This window comes from Plantactinospora sp. B5E13 (assembly GCF_039871775.1).
GTDB lineage: Bacteria > Actinomycetota > Actinomycetes > Mycobacteriales > Micromonosporaceae > Plantactinospora.
On record NZ_JBDPLT010000002.1, the window covers coordinates 333232 to 347720 of the forward strand.

A 14489-nucleotide genomic window follows, 5' to 3' on the forward strand; every position below is an offset into this window, starting at 1 on the left:
GAGAGAGGTGGACCAGTCAGGAGATCGCGCGAAGTCCATCGATCACTCGCCTAATCAGCTCGGGGTCGTGGGCGTGCTCGGCCTCACGGAGGTGTACGTCGAGGTGGCCGGCGGCGCGGAGGTCACCGACCAGGATCTTGGTGACGCCGAGGTGCAGTCGCAGTCGGGCGGAGATCTCGGCCACGGACATCGGCTCGGCGCAGAGCGCGACGATCTCCTGCAGTTCGGAGGGGAGGCGGCTGACCGGGGGGACCGTCCAGCAGCTGTCGTCGTACCTGGCGGTCACCTGGGTCTCCAGACTGATCGCCGGATCCACCGCGGCGACCCGGCCGGCGGTGAGCACGAACGGGCGCAGCCCGGTCGGTGCGGGTTCCGCCGGCGGGGGCCCACCGTCCCCGTCCTCCGGTTCGGCCTCCGCGCCGGTCAGCGCGACCTGCAGGTACGGACGGATCCGAGCCGTCGGTGCGGCGACCTCCGGCTCGGGTTCCGGGTCCGGCACCTCGTTCGAGGCGGGCCAGGTCACGACTGCACGGAGTTCTTCAACTCGACGATGAGCCGCGGCGTGAGCGCCCCGCCGGCCCGACCGGCGAAGAGCGTCATCTCGTACGCGACGGTGCCGAGGTTGGCGGACCGGTCGGCGACCACGCCGAGCACCGAGCCCGCGCTGATCGCGCTGACCAGCAGGTAGCCGTCGGTCATGTCGACCACCACCCGGTTCAGCGCGCCGAGGGTGTACCAGTTGGCCGCCCCGCTGGCCAGGCTGGTCATCCCGGACACCACCGCGGCCAGCCGTTCCGCGTTGGACCGGTCCTTGATCGACGACATGGCCATCAGCAGGCCGTCGGAGGAGACCGCGATCGCCTCCCGGACCCCGGCGGTGTTGGAGGTGAAGGCGTCGAGCAGCCAGTTGAAGGTACGGGCCTCCGGGCTCAGCTCGTCGGCCGTGGTCGCCGGTTGGTCCTGGTCGGTACGGGTGAAGGGAGTGCTCATCCTTGGGTTCCCTCTTCGTGGCGGTGTTCGGCACGGACCTCGCTCAGCGCGCGGGCGACGCCGGACTCGAATTCGGTGATCAGCTCGCGGACCCGCTCGGGGTCTTCCGAGCCGGCGGACGCGATGGCGGCGGTTGCCGGGTGTGGTGGCGGCACGCTCAGGTTGGCTCCGGGGACCCGTCGGTTGAGTCGGGGCGGAGTCGGGCTGGACGTGGTCGACGCCGAGGTGGTGGCGGTCGGAGCGACCGGTGGTGCGGTCGCCATGGACGCCGCAGGCGCCGTGGACGGTGTGGTCGGCCGGACCGGCCGTTGCTCCTGCTGGGCGCGGCGTACCCCGGCTTCGAAGTCCTCGATCAACGCGCGGACCACCGCCGGGTCGGCCGGGGTCGCCCGGGGGCGCTGGCTACGGGCGCCGGCCGGTAGTTGGGCGCCCGGGACCCGCTGGCGCAGTCCGGTGCCGGATCCGGACGGAGCGGGTCCCGGGCTGCTGGTGGGCCGGGCCATCGCGGTTGGCCCGGCTGCCGCGGGGCGGGCCGGTGTCGAGTCCCTGGTCGGCTGCTTGACCAGGAATGCGTTCCACGGCTGACCGGACGCCAGCGACCGGGTCGCCCGGGAGAGCAGTTCGGTGTCGAACACGACGTCCGCCACGGCCGGCGGCAGTACCGTACCGGCCGGCACCAGCGCCGGCTCCGGCTCCGGCTCCGCCGGTGTGGGCCGGGTGACCAGCAGCCGGTCGTCGATCTCCACCCCGGCGGTCACCCCGCCGCCCGAGGTCGCGCTCAGGGTGACCCGCCAACCGTGCCGGCGGGCGAGTCGACCGACCACGAACAGCCCGAGCACCTCGGTCGGGGCGAGGTCCAGCCGCTCCCGCCGGGTCAGCCGGGCGTTCTCCTCGGCCAGCCGCTCCGGTGACATGCCGATGCCGTGGTCGACCAGGTTGAGGCGTACGCCGCCGGGGACGACCTCGGCCAGCACGGTGACCCGGGTGTGCGGCGGGGAGAAGGCGGTGGCGTTCTCCATCAGCTCGGCGAGGGTGAGGACGAGGTCCCCGATCACCCCGGGCGTCACGCTCACGTCGAGGCGTACCTGCACGTCGACCCGGGTGTAGTCCTCGATCTCACCGAGCGCCAGCCGGACCACGTCGCCGAGCGGGAGCGGGGCGACGTGCCCGTCCCCGCCCGCCCCGCCGGAGAGCACCACCAGGCTGCTGGCGTTGCGGCGCAGCCGGCTGGAGACGTGGTCGAGCCGGTACAGGTCCTGCAGCCGGGTCGGATCGGTCTCCTGCCACTCCAGTCGGTCGATCAGGCCGAGCTGCCGGTTGACCAGGTTCTGGGTACGTCGTCCGACGTGGCCGAACATCTGCGCCACGTTCCGCCGGCCAGCGGTCTGCCGTTCGACCAGCCGGGCGGCGGTACCCTGCACCCGTTCGAAGGCGCGGGCCAGGTCGCCGATCTCGTCCCGGCCGCGTACGTCGACCGGGTCGAGCCGGACCGGGTCCGGCGACTCGGACTCGTCGTCGGTGATCCGGACCAGTTCCGCCTCGGCGACCCGGGCCATCCGGTCGGCGGAGACGGTGAGCCGGGTCAACGGTCGGGCGACCGTACGGGCCACCGCGAGGCTGAGCAGCAGCATCAGCGCGATCAGCAGCAGCACCAGCGCGCCGACCGTGTACGCCCCGGTGATCGCCCGCTGCCGCTGGTCGGTGACCTCGGCGACCACGTCGGTGACGATCTTCTTCTCGATGAACTGACCCAGGTTGATCAGTGAGGAGACGGCCGGGAAGAGTTCCTCCATCTTCAGCCCGTCGACGGCGCCGGCCACGTCCAGGCTGCCGGCGTTGAGGAACTCGGCGTTGGTCCGGGCCGCGGTGGCCCGCTCGACCAGCAGGTACAGGTCGTTCTGGGCCGGGGTGGCGAAGCTGCGGAACCGGTCCAGGTGGGCCTGCGTCTGGGCCATGGCGGAGACGTACGCGATGCCGGCGGCGGTGCTGCGGGTGCCGCCGATCAGGATGACCAGGGCGGCGCAGGTGGCGATCGAGTCGTCGGTCCGGAGCATCGCGTCCAGGGCGATCATCTGGCGCCCCTCCGGCGTGGCCGGGTCCGCGACCCGGGTCAGCCGGAGCGAGTCGATGAGTGCGCGGTGCACCTGCCCGAAGTCGGTGACGACCCTCCCGGGGTCGGCCCGCCGGGTGAGGATCCCGGCGCGGGTCTCGGTCAGCCGCCCCGCGCCGTCGATCGCCGTCCTGATCTCGTCGGGCAGCGTGTCGCCGAGTTCCAGCCGCAGGTCGGCGATCCGGTCGGTGACCTGCGCGGTCTGCTGCATCAGCACGGTCCGGTCGACGGCACCCAGCAGGTAGCCGACGGAGAGCAGCTGTTCCCGCTGCAGGTCCTGGACGAGGGTGCCGACCCGGCCGGCGTTGCGGGTGGTGTCGACGGTTTCCGCCGCCCGGCGGGCCGAGTCGAGCTGGCCGGCGAGCAGCGGTACGGCGACGACGATGGTGCTGAGCAGCGGAATGATGACGAGCAGGGCGAGTCGGCCCCGGATCCGGAGCCTACCGAGCAGCATCGGGGCGTCCCCGGTGTGGCGTTCCCTGGCCGACCGGTACCGGGTCGGCCCACCGTACGCCCGGCGGTGGCGGTTCGAGCAGCGGTGAGTCGAGCAGTGACGGGTCGATCAGCGGCGCCTCGGCCAGGGGCGGACCGTTGCGGGCCGGTCCGGTCGGTGGCTCGGTACCGGCCGGTGCCGGTCCGGTGGCCTCCGTCGGGCTGGCACCGGCCCCGGCCGGCGTACCGGCCACGACCACCGGCACGCGGCGGCGGGCGGCCAGCACCGTGACGACCACCAGGGCCAGGACCAGTAGTACCGCCGAGACCAGGGCGGCGATCCCGAGCCAGCGTTCGCCGACCAGGTCGTCGGCCCGCTCCCGCAGCAGGGTGTCGAGTTCGTCGTGGATGATGACGCCGAGTTCGGCGCCGCTGACCTGGGCGGCCGACCGGGCGGAGGCGACCCGGGTCGGGTCCGGGAGGATGAGTTCGGCGCCGTTGGCCGGGGTGGCGAGCGCGGCGAGCACCTCGACGGTCCGCTGGTAGCTGTCGAGCCGGCTGAGCAGGTTGCCGCCGAGGGTGCGGCTCTCGGTGTTCTCGACCGCGGCCCGCAGGTTGGTCAGCAGATCGGTCGCGGGTCCGAGGGCGGCGGCGCGGGCCAGCGCGAGGGTGGTGGCGAGTTCCGGTTGGACGCCCGCCGGGCGCCGGGAGGCCAGGACCACAAGGTCGGCGAGGCGTCCGGCGGCGTCCAACGCTCTCGGCAGTTCGTCGGCGACGGCGTCCTGCAGGTGGAATGAGTCGGCGGCCTGGTCCCGGGCCAGCCCGGAACTCTGCCGTACCTTGGCGTAGAGCGCCAGCAGCAGGTCGGCGACCTCACCGTACGCGGCGGAGGCCCGGACCGGGTCGGTCGGGGCGGCGTCCGGCAGGGCCTGGATGGTGGTACGGATGCCGGTCCAGCGTTCGGTGGCCCGGAGCTCGGCGCCGAGCCGGTTGTTGACGGTGTGCGCGTGTTCGACCGCGCGGTGCAGCGTGCCGGCGTCGACCGGCCGGCCCGCGACGGCGCCGGCCCGGGCGTCGACCAGCGCGAGCATCACCGGTTCGAGGGCCCGCAGGTATTCGACTCCGTCCCGCTCCAGTTCGATCACCGAGCGCTGTTTGTCGTTGCCCCGCCAGGTCGAGGTGAAGAGCACGCCGACCGGTGCCAGCAGGGCGACCGCGAGCAGGGCTCGCAGTACGACACCGGCCCGGTGCGTCACGCCCCGGGACCGCTGTGCGGGAACTGTCATCGTCCATCTCCATCAGCGAGGGGGGAGCTGAGCGGTGGGGATGGGGAGGCCGCCCGGTCCCGTCCACCGGACCGGAAAACTAGTCGAAGGTGGACGTCTGGGATGGCGGCTGAGCAGTCAGTTATGCGTCACTTGAGTACGGGTGACGGCCGGTGACCGAAAATGTGACTCGTTGTACATAGTTGCCTTTGCGCATGCATCGATTGATCCGCGCTGCCCCGAAACATCGGAATTCACGGCATCCGTAGTTGCTTCGCCGTACATTGGTTGACCTGGCGCAGATGTCGGACCCTTCGCCGCCGAACGGAGTTGCCGGACGAACGTACGGCGGATCTCAGCCCCTCCTCAGGTTCCACACCGTACGGTGGTGCCCATGCCTTCCTCACCGCTGGCGCGGATCCGCCGTGCCCTGCGCCCGGCCGGGCGTGTCCGGGCCCGGTTGACCCGGCGTCGCGTGGTCGCCGGAGCGACGGTGTTCATGCTGGTCGGCGGCCTGGTCGGCTGGGCGGTCTGGCCGGAGCGGCCGTCCTGGTCGGCCACCGATGCCATGATCACCGTGCGGTCCGGCCCGACCGGTACGGAACCGGTGGAACTGGACACCACGCTCCTGCTGCCGGACGGGGCGAGCGCCGACCGTCCGGTGCCGGCGGTGCTGCTGGCGCACGGCTTCGGCGGCACCAAGCAGTCGGTACGCGCCGACGCCGAGGACCTGGCCGACCTCGGTTACGCGGTGTTGACGTACACCGCCCGGGGGTTCGGGCGCAGCGGTGGGCAGATCCACCTGGACAACCCCGACTACGAGGTACGGGACGCCGCCCGGCTGCTCGACTGGCTCGCCGCCCGGCCGGACATCCGCCGCGACCGCGACGGTGACCCCCGGGTGGGCGTGGTCGGCGGCTCGTACGGCGGCGGCCTGGCCCTGCTGCTCGCCGCCCAGGACCCGCGGGTGGACGCCATCGTCCCGATGATCACCTGGAACGACCTGGCCCGCTCGTTCCTGCCGGAGTCGACCGGTCGGGAACCGGTCGACGGGGTGTTCAAGAAGGGCTGGGCCGGCCTCTTCTTCGGCAGCGACGGCAGTGCGGGCGACGGTCCGGCGAACCGGGACCCGCTGCTCGGCGCGGTCCCCGGTGCGCCGCCCGGGGCCGCCCCCGGCGCGGACCCGGCCTGCGGGCGGTTCGCCGCCGACGTCTGCGCGGCGTACCTGCGGATCGCCACCACCGGCCGGGCCGACGCCGAGGCGGTGGCGCTGCTGCGCCGGTCCAGCCCGGCCGGGGTCCTCGACCGGATCAAGGCACCCACGCTGCTGGTCCAGGGCGAGGCGGACACCCTCTTCCCGCTCGCCGAGGCGGACGCCAACGCCCGGGGGATCGCGGCGAACGGCACCCCGGTCCGGGTCGCCTGGTTCACCGGCGGACACGACGGCGGCACCGGCCCGCAGAGCGACCAGGACCGGGTGCGGTTCCTGATGGCCCAGTGGCTCGACCACTACGTCAAGGGCGGCGGATCCACCCCGTCGACCAGCTTCACCTGGTCGCGGATCGCCGGCTTCGACGCCCTCGACCGAGGGCTGGTCGCCTCCGGCTTCTCCACCACCGACTATCCGGGCGTCGAGGGCACCGGACGGGCCGACGTCGCGGTCGCCGGCCCGGTGCAGCGGATCGCCAACCCGCCGAACGGCAACCCGGCGGCGATCTCGGCGCTGCCGTTCGCCGGCGGTTTCTCCTCGCTGCTCGACGGGGTCGCCGGTGACCTGCCCGGACAGCACGCCCGGTTCGAGTCGGCACCGCTGACCGAGGCGGTCGACGTGGTCGGCTCGCCGACCGTACCGATCCGGGCCGCCTCGCCGACCGGTGAGGCCGTGCTCTTCGTCAAGCTCTACGACGTCGACCCGAACGGTCCGGCGGCGCTCTCGAACGGCCTGGTCGCCCCGGTCCGGCTGACCGGGCTGCCGGCCGACATCACCGCCGCCCAGCCGGTCCAGGTGACCCTGCCGGCGATCGTCCGCCGGATCGAGGCCGGGCACCGGCTGCGGATCGTGATCGCCACCTCCGACCAGGCGTACGCCACCCCGGCCCAGCCGGTCACCTACACCGTCGGACTCGGCGCTCCGGTGGGTGCCGCCCCGGCGGACGGGGCGCTGCCCCGGGCCGTGGTCGCCCTGCCGACCGTGACCGGGGAACCGATCGCCACCCCGGCCGCGCTCTGGCGCTGGACGCTGGTCGGGCTGCTCGCCGCGATCGTGCTCGGGCTCGTCGTGGTCGTCGCGGTGCTCCGCCGCCGGCACCGCCGGCACGACACCTCGGTGCATCCCGAGTACGCCGACACCCCGCTGGTCGTCCGCGACCTGCGCAAGGAGTACGCGGACGGTTTCGTCGCGGTCTCCCGGATCGGCTTCGAGGTGCACCGGGGGCAGGTGGTGGGTCTGCTCGGGCCGAACGGCGCCGGCAAGACCACCACGTTGCGGGTGCTGATGGGGCTGACCCAGCCGACCGCCGGCGAGATCCACGTCTTCGGGCACCGGCTGGTCCCCGGCTCGCCGGTGCTGTCCCGGATCGGCGCACTGGTCGAGGGCCCGGGCTTCCTGCCGCACCTGAGCGGTCTGGAGAACCTGAAGGCGTACTGGCGGGCGACCGGGCGCCCGGAGGCGGACGCGCACTTCGAACAGGCGCTGGAGATCGCCGGACTCGGTGACTCGGTGCATCGCAAGATCCGCAAGTACAGCCACGGTATGCGGCAGCGGCTGGCCATCGCCCAGGCCATGCTCGGCCTGCCGGAGCTGTTGGTGCTCGACGAGCCGACCGACGGGCTCGACCCGCCGCAGATCGCCGAGATGCGCCGGGTGCTGCGCCGGTACGCCACCGACGGCCGGGCGGTGCTGGTCTCCAGTCACCTGCTCGCCGAGGTGGAGCAGACCTGCACCCACGCGGTGGTCGTACACAAGGGACGGATCGTCGCCTCGGGAGCGGTGGAGGAGATCGTCGGCGAGTCGCCGAGCACCCAGTTCGACGTCTCCGACCCGGACGCGGCCCGGGCCGTACTCGACGGGCTGTCCGGGGTACGGGTCCTGCCGGAGAGCAACGGCGCCCTGGTCGTCGACACCAACGGGACCGCCCGCAGCGAGGTCGTCGCCGAACTCGTCCGGGCCGGGATCGGGGTGGACCGGGTGGTGCCCCGCCGTCGGCTGGAGGACGCCTTCCTCGCCCTGGTCGGCGAGAACTCACGGGGAAGCGGGGACCGGTGATGGTCGACATCGAGGTCGCGGGCGAGGGATCGCCGGACTCGGCGGGTTCGGGTGCGGGGGCGCCGGACGCGGCGGGTGGGGCGGCCGGCTACCGGCCCCGGGCCACCCTGTCGATCGCCACCGAGTGGCGCCGGCAGGCATCGCGGCGGCGTACCCAGTTGTCGCTCGGGTTCATGGTGCTGCTGCCGTTGATCATCCTCGTCGCGTTCGAGTTCGGCGGTGACGGGGACGACGACAACGGCGGCGGCGAGTTCGGCAGCCTGATCGAGCTGGCCACCTCCGGTGGCTTGAACTTCACTCTCTTCGCGCTGCTGGTCTCCTCGACGTTTCTGCTGGTCGTCGTGGTGGCGTTGTTCTGCGGTGACACCGTGGCCAGCGAGGCGAGCTGGGGAAGCCTGCGGTACCTGCTGGCCGTACCGGTGCCCCGGGCCCGGCTGCTGGCGGTGAAGCTGGTGGTCGCGCTGTTGTACTCGTTGCTGGCCCTGCTGCTGCTGGCCGGCACCGCACTGCTCGCCGGCACCCTCCGGTACGGCTGGTCGCCGCTGAGCAGCACCGTCGCCGCGCAGATCCCGGCCGGCGAGGGGCTGCTCCGGCTGCTCGGCATCCTCGGCTATCTGGCGGTGGTGCTGTTGGTGGTGGCCGGGCTGGCGTTCCTGCTCTCGGTCACCACCGACGCCGCGCTCGGCGCGGTCGGCGGGGCCGTGCTGCTCTGGATCCTCTCCAGCATCCTCGACCAGATCACCGCGCTCGGGGTACTGCGGGACTTCCTGCCGACGCACTACAGCAGTGCCTGGCTCGGGTTGCTCTCGACGCCGGTGCAGACCGACGACATCGTCAAGGGCTGCATCTCGGCGATCTCCTACGCCACCGTCTTCTGGAGCCTCGCCTTCTGGCGCTTCACCCGCAAGGACGTCACCTCCTGAGCGGCCGGCGGCGCCGCCCGGGAGAACGCACATGTCAGGCACGGTTCATGCCTGAGAGTCATAATCATGACTCTCCGGCATACTGTTGAACCCCGGTACACGCCGTCCCCACCGTGCGACCGGCGCGGCTATATCGTCTGCACTGTGGTCTCCGAGGTGTTGACGCGCAACGTGCTGGCGGTCTGGGGCGAGGACGGCCGACGCTGGCTCACCGGCCTGCTGGAAACACTCGCCCAGGTCTTCCGGGACTGGCAGTTGACCCCCGACGGCCGGCCGTACGAGCTGTCGTACCACTACGTAACGGCGGTGACCTGCGCCGACGGGACGCGGGCGGTGCTCAAGCTCGGGGTGCCGAGCGGAGACTCGCTGCGTACCGAGGCGCCGGCGCTCGCCGCCTGGGCCGGCCGTGGCGCCGTACGCCTGCTCCGGGCCGACCTCGACCGGGGTGCCCTGCTGTTGGAGCGGGCCGAACCCGGCGACCGGCTGCGTGACCTGGTGCCACACCGGGACGCCGAGGCAACCTCGATCCTCGCCGGGGTACTGCGGAAACTCGCCGTGCCGGCACCGCCGGACTGCCCGCTGCCCGACCTGTTGACCCTGGCCCGGGGTTTCGACAACCATCTGGCCCGGTTCGGCGACGGCGGCCCGCTCCCGACCGAGCTGGTCGTGACCGCCAACGGCCTGATGCGGGAACTCTGCGCCTCGGCGCCGGACCAGGTGGTGCTGCACGGCGACCTGCACCACGACAACATCCTGCGCGCCGAGCGGGAGCCGTGGCTGGCGATCGACCCGCACGGTTACCTCGGCGACCCCGGTTACGGAGTCGGGGCGCTGCTCTACAACCCGGAGCCGGACGACCGGGACCCGGCATTGACGGCGCTGGTCCCGGCCCGGGTCGAACAACTCGCCGACGAGCTGGCGATGCCGGTCGACCGGGTCGTCGCCTGGGGTTTTGTCCAGGCGGTGCTCTCGGACGTCTGGACCGCCGAGGACTGGCAGCCCGGCGACCCCTCGCCGGCCAGTCGGGCGCTGGACGTGGCGTACCTGTTACGACCCCGACTGTCCGGATAGCCTGGCGTTGATGTCGCGCCCCGTCCCGTCCCTGACGCCGTTCGCCGTGGCGCTCGGCGGCATCCCGGCCGGTCTGATCGTCGCGCTGGTCTGGCTCGACAGCGGCAGCTACGAGGGCTACCGGCCGGAACTGTCGGAGCTGACCGGAGCGGCGACGCTGGTCGCGGCCGGCGTGGCGCTGCTCTTCGGCTACCGGTACGGGATCCGGGTCCCGGCGGAGACGGACCGGTCCGCCCTCGGTCGCCGTCTGCTGCTCGTTCTCGCGGGTGGCACGGTGCTGACCCTGCTCACCCTGCTCGTCAACGATCTGCTCTACCGCTACGTGGTGCCGCTCGACGCCGACCTGACCAACAACCGGCCCTGGTCGATCCTCCGGTGGCTGGCCGCCGTGGCAGGTCCGGCGCTCGTCGGGGCGTTCGGGTACGGCCTCGGGCTGCGCCGCCGCCCGACGGCCACGCCGCCCGACAACCGGGTACGGCCGCCGTCGGGTCGCCGGTGGGTTCTCGTCGCCGCGCTCGGTCTGGCCGGGCTCTGGGCGGTGCCGGAGTTCGTCCGGGTCGGCGCCGAACTCGCCACCGGACGGTTCGTCCCGGCCGGCGCGGCGACGGTCGCCAGCGGCGCACGGACGGCCGTGCCGCTCGGCCCCGGCAGGCACGCCGTCTTCCGGCTCTACGGCGACGACCTGTCGGCGGGCCAGTGCACCCTCACCGATGCCGGGGGCGGCAGGCTGCGGCTGTCCGAGCCCTCGGTGCTGTTCACCGACAACAGCGACAGCATCGTGACGGTGCTGCTCGGCACCTTCGACGTACCGGCGGCGGGGCCGGTCACCGTCGACTGCCGGGGCGGGCCGTACGAGACGTACCAGGTCGGCGGCCTGCCCGAGGTCCGCGGCCCGCTGCCGGCCCTGGTGTACGGCCCGACCGCGCTGCCGCCGCTGATCGGGCTGCTGCCCGGCGTCCTGCTTGCCACCGGCTGGCTCCTGGCCGGCGCCGTGCGGAAGCGGGTTTCCGCGTAGGCCGGTTTTTGCTGCGCCCTGCGTGGTAGCTCACAGGTGTGGGCGGATGAGGCGCAATAGGATTACGCTCATAATCTAAACGGCTGCGGCGCGTCTGCCGCCTGACCTGAAGGGTTTGAGATGAGCACCTATCTGATCAATCATCTGCGCATCCCCGGCGGCATCCCGAACGAGGCCGGTTTGACCTACCTTGAGCAGGTCGAGGCCACGGTGAAGCCCTACGGTGGCAAGTGGCTCGCCAACGGCGAGGCCACCGTCGTGGAGGGCGCGTGGCCCGGCCTGGTGGTCCTCATGGAGTTTCCCGACCGCGCCGCCGCCGAGCGGTGGTACAACTCCCCCGAGTACCAGGAGATCCTGCCGCTGCGGGTCAACAATTCGATCTCCGACATCGTGCTGATCGACAGTCTCCCGGCGGACTACACCGTTCGGGGGTTCGCCCAGCAGGTCCGTGCCGCAATCGCCGCAGCATCCGGCAACTGAGCGCCTGAAGCCTTCCGGCAACTGAGTGCGTTGGAGCGGAAGCCGCAGCAGGGTGCCGCGGCTTCCGCTCCGGGCTTCCCGATCCGGATCCGTCGAGCTCGAAGCCGATATCGCGTGGCCTCCGGGCGCCTGGTCGACCCGCGGCATACGGTCGGGGGCGACGAGAATTGTTCCGAGTAGGGGGTAGAAGACCATGGTCGAAAAGCAGCGGTCCGGTGACGATCCGGCCGAGCTGAAGCGGCGGATCGGCCCGGTCGGGGTCTGGACGAGCGTGCTCGGCGGGGAGTCGGCCGAGTTCGGTCGTACGGTCGCGGCCGAGGTGGAGGAGCTGGGCTACGGGGCGCTCTGGGTGGGGGAGACCCCGAACAGCAAGGAGCCGCTCGTCCACTCGGCGATCCTGCTCGGCGCCACCCGGCGGCTGGTGGTCGCCACCGGCATCGCCAACATCTGGGTCCGGGACGCCACCGCCGCCGCGAACGGCGCGAGCACCCTCGCCGAGGCGTACGACGGGCGGTTCCTGCTCGGGCTCGGGGTGAGCCACGCGCCGCTGGCCAAGATGCGGGGCCACGACTACGCGCGACCGCTCGCGGCGATGGGCGCCTACCTCGACGCGATGGACCAGACCGGGTACGCCGGGCCGCTGCCGCAGCGGGCGCCACGGGTGCTGGCCGCGCTACGTAAGGGGATGCTGGAGCTGGCGGCTCGGCGCAGCGCGGGCGCGCACCCGTACTTCGTCACGGTGGAACACACGGCGTACGCCCGGAAGATCCTCGGGCCGGAGCCGTTGTTGGCACCGGAGGTGGCGGTGGTGCTGGAGACCGATCCGGACGCGGCCCGGGAGAAGGCCCGGCGGTTCATGGCGCTCTACCTGAGCCTGCCCAACTACGTGAACAACCTGCGGGATCTCGGTTGGTCCGAGCAGGATCTGGCCGGCGGCGGCAGCGACGCCCTGGTCGACGCGGTCGTGGCGTGGGGTGACCCGGCGACGATCGCGGAGCGGATCCGGGCGCACCACCAGGCAGGCGCCGATCACGTCTGCGTCCAGCCGCTGGTCGACGGGCCGGCAGAGCTGCTGCCGCAGCTGCGGGCCCTGGCCCCGGCGCTGGTCCGGCGTTAGTACTCCGTTGCGGGAGCCGGGAGGGCGCTACCGCCCTCCCGGCTCGGACCGCTCAGAAGCGGCAGCGGTCCGCTGTCGTGCTGATTCGTACAGCACGACAGCCGCGGCGGTCGCCGCGTTCAGGGAGCTGGCGGACCCGGACATCGGGATCCGGACGAGCTGGTCGCAGGCCTCACGCCAGCCGGAGCTGAGACCGGTGGTCTCATTGCCGATCAAGGTCAGCGTGGGCTGCGTGAAGTCGTACTCGGCGGCACCCAGTGAGCCGTGCTCATCGGTACCCACGATGCTCATACCGATGCCGTTGGCGCGGAGGTCAGCGACCCAGGACAGAACGGCCTGGTGCGAGGGCACCCGGACCACGGGTAGGGCGAACAGCGAGCCGGTGCTCGCCCGGACCGCCTTCGGGTCGTAGACGTCGGCGGCATGGCCGGTGATGACGACCCCGGAGGCGCCGAAGGCGTCTGCGGACCGGACGAGGGTGCCGATGTTGCCGGGGCTGGTGGGCCGATCGAACACGACGGTGAGCATGGCCGGCGCGGCCGGGATCCGAGACAGGTCGTCCTCCGGCAGCGCGACCACGGCCAGCAGCTCTGGAACCGTGTCCGCCTTACCTCCCAGCTCGTGCATCAGTTCACGGGAGACGGCGATCTTCTCGGCTCGGACCGTGTCCAGGACCTCGCGCGCCCAGCCGGACAGCTGAGCGCTGGTGTCGTAGAGCAGCTCTCGGATCTGCCAGCGGTGTTCGACGGCCATGGCGATCGGGCGCACGCCCTGCACGAGGAACTCGCCGTGACGCTGCCGCTTGGTCCGATTCCGTAGGAGAGCCTCCCACTGTTGGAATCGCGCATTGCGGCTACTCACCGACAGACCCACCGCTGTCCCCGCCTTCCTCGTACCTGACTCACCCGTGCCCGCCCGCCGCGCCGAGCGTGTCCTGTCCAAGGCCTCGGCGGATCGCGATCTCTACGGGCGAGTACGCACCATCGGCCCGCTCCAATTCGTACGGCGCGGCCGGCATGAGCGGCGGCTGGGCCATGAAGCGCGGCCGCGTCCCATGGTGCGGTTGCGCCGCGTGCACGAGGAACGGATGGCACAGGAAGACGTCGCCCGGGGACCCGGTGGCGAGGGCGACCGGCCGGTGGTCGGACGCCGCCATCAGGTCGGGCGCAAGATCCAGCCCGCTCGCCCCGTCCTCCCCGTACTTCTCCAACAGCTTCGGCACGTCGAGGTGTGAGCCGACCCGGATCCGGGTCGGGGCGTCCTCCTCACCGACCTCGCTGAACAGGAACAGCATCAGCAGCGCCCGGCCGCGGGAGCGAACATTTGTGAAATACCAGCTCTCGCCCTCCGGCAGATAGCTGCCCTCGATGTGCCAGCCCGCGTCGTCCGGTTCCTCCTGGTGCGGGAAGCGCAGCGGGAACGTGCCCAGCGAGTAGCGCGGCTCCCAGCGTCCCGCGCCGACGAGGAGGTCGTACGCGTGGTGGAGGAACGGGGAGTTGGGTGCGGCGGCGAACGGCCCCTGTGCCATGCCGGCCACCCAGTGCACGGGCTGTGTCCACGTCGCTGGATCGTCCGGTTCGCAGCCTGTCTCCTGCCACAGTAGCCGTGCGCAGTCCGCGGCCACGCGTGGCGCGACGGCGCCCTCCAACTTCACGAAGCCGTCGCGAAGAAAACGGGATACCAAGGTCGTGTCATCCATGTCCCCAGCGTGCGGCAGCACCGCCCCCGAGCACCCGACACTTTCTGCGCCGCTTCGATCGGGTGTGCGGCAACAGTGTCGTCGCACCATCGGACCGAACCGCAGCCATCGGGCGCGACCGG

The 14489-nt window shown here is 72.2% G+C and carries 12 protein-coding genes; 6 read left to right on the forward strand and 6 right to left on the reverse strand.

The genetic code is table 11. From position 1 onward, the window contains the following. Window positions 1–16: 16 nt before the first annotated feature. From ABGB05_RS03465 to ABGB05_RS03480, 4 genes are read right to left on the reverse strand one after another with little or no spacing between them, the layout of a single operon-like run. On the reverse strand, window positions 17–523 hold the full coding sequence (locus ABGB05_RS03465) for a DUF742 domain-containing protein (RefSeq protein WP_347651635.1): 507 nt from the start codon (window positions 521–523) through the stop codon (window positions 17–19). Beyond that, the gene (locus tag ABGB05_RS03470; protein WP_331214328.1) at window positions 520–990 is read right to left on the reverse strand and encodes a roadblock/LC7 domain-containing protein; all 471 of its coding nucleotides are present in this window, start codon (window positions 988–990) and stop codon (window positions 520–522) included. Before ABGB05_RS03470 ends, ABGB05_RS03465 begins: the two co-directional genes overlap by 4 nt. Then, on the reverse strand, window positions 987–3554 hold the full coding sequence (locus ABGB05_RS03475; RefSeq protein ID WP_347651636.1) for a nitrate- and nitrite sensing domain-containing protein: 2568 nt from the start codon (window positions 3552–3554) through the stop codon (window positions 987–989). Before ABGB05_RS03475 ends, ABGB05_RS03470 begins: the two co-directional genes overlap by 4 nt. Then, window positions 3541–4818: a hypothetical protein gene (locus tag ABGB05_RS03480; RefSeq protein WP_347651637.1), complete on the reverse strand. Its 1278-nt coding sequence runs from the start codon at window positions 4816–4818 to the stop codon at window positions 3541–3543. The genes ABGB05_RS03475 and ABGB05_RS03480 overlap by 14 nt, the downstream gene beginning before the upstream one ends. Window positions 4819–5191: 373 nt before the next feature. Here ABGB05_RS03480 and ABGB05_RS03485 point away from each other — a divergent pair, with 373 nt between their 5' ends. The 6 genes from ABGB05_RS03485 to ABGB05_RS03510 all read left to right on the forward strand — a co-directional run bounded on the left by ABGB05_RS03485 (window position 5192) and on the right by ABGB05_RS03510 (window position 12668). Further along, complete coding sequence (locus ABGB05_RS03485; protein WP_347651638.1) at window positions 5192–8062, forward strand: alpha/beta fold hydrolase; 2871 nt, start codon at window positions 5192–5194, stop codon at window positions 8060–8062. Then, window positions 8062–8985, forward strand: coding sequence for an ABC transporter permease subunit (locus tag ABGB05_RS03490; protein WP_347651639.1), 924 nt, complete (start codon window positions 8062–8064; stop codon window positions 8983–8985). Before ABGB05_RS03485 ends, ABGB05_RS03490 begins: the two co-directional genes overlap by 1 nt. Window positions 8986–9129: 144 nt before the next feature. Next, the gene (locus ABGB05_RS03495; RefSeq protein ID WP_347651640.1) at window positions 9130–10056 is read left to right on the forward strand and encodes an aminoglycoside phosphotransferase family protein; all 927 of its coding nucleotides are present in this window, start codon (window positions 9130–9132) and stop codon (window positions 10054–10056) included. A 10-nt stretch (window positions 10057–10066) separates the two neighbouring features. Beyond that, window positions 10067–11071, forward strand: coding sequence for a hypothetical protein (locus ABGB05_RS03500; protein WP_347651641.1), 1005 nt, complete (start codon window positions 10067–10069; stop codon window positions 11069–11071). A 120-nt stretch (window positions 11072–11191) separates the two neighbouring features. Further along, window positions 11192–11551 carry a DUF1330 domain-containing protein gene (locus ABGB05_RS03505; protein ID WP_347651642.1) on the forward strand — a complete coding sequence of 120 codons (360 nt, stop codon included), beginning with the start codon at window positions 11192–11194 and terminating at the stop codon, window positions 11549–11551. Window positions 11552–11744: 193 nt separating this feature from the next. Further along, window positions 11745–12668 carry an LLM class F420-dependent oxidoreductase gene (locus ABGB05_RS03510; RefSeq protein WP_347651643.1) on the forward strand — a complete coding sequence of 308 codons (924 nt, stop codon included), beginning with the start codon at window positions 11745–11747 and terminating at the stop codon, window positions 12666–12668. Window positions 12669–12695: 27 nt separating this feature from the next. Here ABGB05_RS03510 and ABGB05_RS03515 read toward each other — a convergent pair whose 3' ends face one another. After that, window positions 12696–13535, reverse strand: coding sequence for an RNA methyltransferase (locus ABGB05_RS03515; protein WP_347651695.1), 840 nt, complete (start codon window positions 13533–13535; stop codon window positions 12696–12698). 34 nt (window positions 13536–13569) lie between these two features. Then, a complete protein-coding gene (locus tag ABGB05_RS03520; protein ID WP_347651644.1) occupies window positions 13570–14457 on the reverse strand; it encodes a phytanoyl-CoA dioxygenase family protein in 888 nt (295 codons plus the stop codon). Window positions 14458–14489: the final 32 nt, after the last annotated feature.